Raw genomic sequence first — 1460 nt, forward strand, 5'->3', positions numbered from 1 at the left:
GAGATTTTCGAAGAGTATTACTATCATAGCAGTTGTTTTCAGATCTTCTTTGTAAATTTTCTGTAATTTTCTATCTTTTTTTCAAAATATTCTTGCATTTTCCCAAAGTTTTTTGTAGAATATAGATTACATATCCAGATTATTCTGAAAATTCAAAAAGGAGTATTTATCATGTCGCAAGCTATTTCGTTAAATCAATCAACCTGGACAAGTAAACTAAAAGCAATGGGACCTGGAATCCTAATGGCTTCTGCTGCTGTTGGTGGTTCTCACATTGTATCTTCCACTCAAGCTGGTGGTTCTTATGGGTGGTCGCTACTCCTCTTGGTCATCTTAGCCAATGTCTTTAAATATCCATTTTTCCGTTTTGGTGCTGAATACACCGCTGATACTGGAAAGACTTTGGTTGAAGGTTATGCCGAAAAAGGAAAACTCTATCTCTGGATTTTCTTTATCCTCAATGTCTTTTCGGCTATGGTCAACACAGCTGGTGTCGCCATTCTGTGCTCAGCTATCATCGCCAGCGCCTTCCCAATGATCGGTCTGAGCATCACTCAGTGGTCCCTCATTCTCGTTGCAATCATTTGGGCTATGTTACTCTTTGGAGGCTACAAACTCTTAGATGGCATGGCAAAATGGATCATGTCAGCTTTGACCATTGCAACTGTTCTTGCAGTTATCATTGCGGCGGTCAAGCATCCCGAATACAGTTCTGATTTTGTCGAGAAAACACCTTGGCAAATGGCAGCTCTACCCTTCATCGTCTCCCTCCTAGGGTGGATGCCAGCTCCTATTGAAATTTCAGCTATCAATTCACTTTGGTCTGCTGAAAAGAAAAAGACCGTCAACTTTAACACCGAGGACGCTCTATTTGACTTTAACGTTGGTTACATTGGAACAGCTATCCTAGCTGTGTTCTTTGTAGCACTGGGAGCATTGATTCAATATCCCACAGGGCAAGCAGTTGAAGCTGCTTCAGCCAAATACATCTCTCAATTCGTGGGCATGTATGCCTCTGTTCTTGGCGAATGGTCCCGTTACTTGATTACCTTTATTGCCTTCCTGTGTATCTTTGGAACAGTTATCACTGTTATTGATGGCTATTCTCGTGTCAATCAGGAATCTCTCCGACTGCTAATCAGTCAAAAAGAAGACAGTAGTAAATCTTTGAATATCTGGATGACCATCACTGCTATCATCGGTATCGTCATTATCAAGTTCTTCGCTGGTCAGGTTTCAACCATGCTCCGCTTTGCCATGATTGGTTCTTTCCTGACAACACCATTCTTCGCTCTTTTGAACTACGCCTTGGTAACGCGTGAAAACAAAAATCTTCCTTCTTGGCTCAAACACCTTGCCATTGCAGGATTGATTTTCCTCTTTGGCTTCGCCATCTTCTTTATCTACGCACTCGCAATCGGAAAAGCAGGTTAACTGACAAGCGCGAGATGAAGATAATA

Annotated in this window: 1 protein-coding gene; it reads left to right on the top strand. The window is 41.7% G+C overall.

The genetic code is table 11. The features are described from left to right. Positions 1-171: 171 nt before the first annotated feature. Positions 172-1434: an NRAMP family divalent metal transporter gene (locus HMPREF1048_RS08255; RefSeq protein WP_000075803.1), complete on the top strand. Its 1263-nt coding sequence runs from the start codon at positions 172-174 to the stop codon at positions 1432-1434. The last annotated feature ends 26 nt before the right edge of the window (positions 1435-1460 follow it).

This window comes from Streptococcus mitis SK575, assembly GCF_000257865.1.
GTDB lineage: Bacteria > Bacillota > Bacilli > Lactobacillales > Streptococcaceae > Streptococcus > Streptococcus mitis_CQ.